The following is a 2,631-nucleotide window of genomic DNA, read 5'->3' as shown; positions in this document are numbered from 1 at the left end:
GGCACCCGGCTGGTCAACCTCGTGGTCGACGCCGCCTCTCCGGCGGCGTCGGCCCGCTGGTGGGCCGACGCCCTCGGCTGGCGGGTGACCCTGGAGCAGCCCGACGAGGTCGTGGTCGAGCCGCCCGAGCCGGACGGCCTTGGCCTCCCGCTGGTGTTCGTCCCCGTGCCCGAGCCCAAGACCGGCCCCAACCGGGTCCACCTCGACCTGGCCAGCCCGTCCGCCGCCGACCAGGCGGCCCTGGTCGCGCGCCTGACCGCGCTCGGGGCCACCCCGGCCGACGTCGGCCAGGGCGAGGTCCCCTGGGTGGTCCTGGCCGACCCGGACGGCAACGAGCTCTGCGTCCTGGAGCCCCGCGACCGCTACCGCGGCACCGGCCGCCTCGCCGCCGTGGTCGTCGCCGTCGCCGACCCGCCGGCCCTGGCCCGCTTCTGGACCGAGGCCGCCGCCTGGCCCGTGACCGAGGTCAACGACCGCTTCGCCGCCCTCCGCCACCCGTCGGGCACCGGCCCGTTCCTGGAGCTGATCCGCTCGCCCGCCCCCAAGCTGGGCAAGAACCGCCTCCACCTCGACCTCGCCCCCTACCCGGACGACGACCCCGCCACCGAGGTCGCCCGCCTCCGCTCCCTCGGCGCCACCCCGGCCGACATCGGCCAGGGCGAGGTCACCTGGACCGTCCTCGCCGACCCCGAGGGCAACGAGCTCTGCGTGCTCTCCCCGCGTTGATGACGACCAAGGTGGAGACCGTCAACCGCGCCCGACACCATGGCCGCGCCGGCCCTCAGGGGGTGCGGGGCGACCCCACCGGGAACGGGTCGGCCCGCTCCAGGTCGAGGAGGCTGTAGCCGAAGTGGTTGGCCGCCGCCTCGTGGCGGCGGCAGAGGCCGCGGAAGCGTTCCCGGCGCCAGGGGCCGGCGGCGGCCAGGTCGGCCCACTGGCGCTCGTAGGTGGCGCTGCGGCGAGTGTCGATGCCGCCGGTGGGGATGTCGCCGTCGAGCTCGAGGAAGGCGGCGATCTCGGCCAGGGTGCGCTCGGGGTCGGCGACCAGGTGCTCGTACTTGACCACGAGCAGGCGGTGGATGAAGGGGGCGTCGTCCTCGAACCGGCGGTGGGCGGCGAACCAGTGGTCGAGCAGGGCGCCCAGCGAGCTGAGCCGGGCCCACTTGCGGGTGGAGAGGCTGACGATGGCCGGGTGCCTGACCACCATGACGAAGCGGGCGTCGGGGAAGGCGCCCTGGAGGAACCGGGTCATGAGCAGGTTGGGCGGGGACTTCTCGACCAGGACCGGCCTGGCCAGGTCCCAGTGGGGCCGCCACTGGTCGAGCAGGCGGGCGGCCGTGTCCGGGGTGAGCAGGGGCGAGCTCTCGGTGAGGTGGGCGGCCGGGTGGCGCGCGAACCGGCCCGGGCCGCCGTAGGCCCTGGCCGGGGGGTAGACGGTCTGGAGGTGCTGGCCCTCGTCCTCCTCCGCCCCGGTGTTCGCGAAGCCGCTGATCTGTCGATGGGCGGCCAGGCAGCGGGCCAGCGGGGTCGTCCCGCTGCGGTGCAGCCCGCCCACGAACACCAGCCGATGGTCGGTCATCCGGTCCCCCCGATCGACCGGGGGACCACCCTGGCGGTCCCCCGGACCCCCCCGGTACGAGGCGGCCGTCGAGGACGCCGAGCAGGGCGGCCCCGACCGAGTCGGGCCGCCCGGTCACGACCGACACCTCGGCCTCGGCGGCCCGGCAGAGCCGCTCCAGCAGGTACAGGTCGCCCAGCAGCTCCTCCACCCCCGGCCGCTGGCCCAGCGGGGCCAGGTGCGGGGCCGCCCGGTCGCGGCCGGTGGTGGCCGCCACCGCCGGCGGCTGGCCGAGGCCCTGGAGGGCGGTCTGGTAGCCGAAATGGAGCAGGTCGAAGCCGAGCGGCACGCCGTCGGCGCTGCGCTCCCAGTCCCAGACCAGCAGCCGCCCCGGAGTGGCGCGCAGGTTCCACGGCCCCCAGTCGCCATGCCAGGTGCCGAAGGCGAGCCGGGTCGAGGCGTGCCCGTCCAGCCGTTCCAGGGTCCCGTCGAGGGTCGCCCCCCCGGCCCCGACGGCCCCGCCGAGCCGCTCCCGCAGCCGGGCCCACCAGCGGCTCTCCCCCAGCGTCGTCTCCTCGACCCCGCCGAGGGCGGCGATCTCGCGGGAGACGGCCACCGGGGGCAGGGCGTAGCGGCGGCCGCGGCGCCACAGCCGGTGCGGCAGGGCCGAGCTGATGGTGACGTCCAGCCCCTGCCAGCGGCCCTGGTGGAGCAGGTCGGGGGCGGTGAAGGTGCGGGGGCCGGCGCCGGCCAGCCGCCGCAGCGTGTCCGCCTCGGCCCGGACCAGCCGCCGGGTGAGGTCGTTCCAGCCGACCTTCATGTAGCCCACGGGCCGCCCGTCGCGGCCGATGAGCTGGACCACCGGCTTGCGGTTGGGCCGGACCGGGCCGAGGACGATCGCGGCCGCCAGGTCGGAGCGGCCGAGGGCGGCCGGGACGTGGTCGCCGAGCAGGGAGCCCTCGGCCGGACCGGCGGCGGCGACCACCAGGCCGCGGCGGCGCAGCCACCATGGCAGGGCGCCGCTGCGCAGGGCCAGGCCGGCCGCCGCCTTGGCCAGCCGGGCCCGCTGGGTC

The 2,631-nt window shown here is 77.2% G+C and carries 3 protein-coding genes; 2 read left to right on the top strand and 1 reads right to left on the bottom strand.

Annotation, left to right across the window (positions count from 1 at the left end):
• On the top strand, positions 1-726 hold a 726-nt coding region (locus VF468_31700), incomplete at its 5' end, for a VOC family protein (GenBank protein HEX5882850.1).
• A 55-nt stretch (positions 727-781) separates the two neighbouring features.
• On the opposite strand, the gene VF468_31695 is transcribed toward VF468_31700, so the two are convergent.
• Positions 782-1,579, bottom strand: coding sequence for a sulfotransferase (locus VF468_31695; GenBank protein ID HEX5882849.1), 798 nt, complete (start codon positions 1,577-1,579; stop codon positions 782-784).
• 685 nt (positions 1,580-2,264) lie between these two features.
• Here VF468_31695 and VF468_31690 point away from each other — a divergent pair.
• A partial coding sequence (locus VF468_31690; GenBank protein ID HEX5882848.1) for a hypothetical protein occupies positions 2,265-2,631 on the top strand: 367 nt, incomplete at its 3' end.

Source organism: Actinomycetota bacterium, from assembly GCA_036280995.1.
Classification (GTDB): domain Bacteria; phylum Actinomycetota; class CALGFH01; order CALGFH01; family CALGFH01; genus CALGFH01.
Note: the sequence above shows the minus strand (reverse complement) of the source record. Positions and strands in the feature narration are given on the sequence as shown.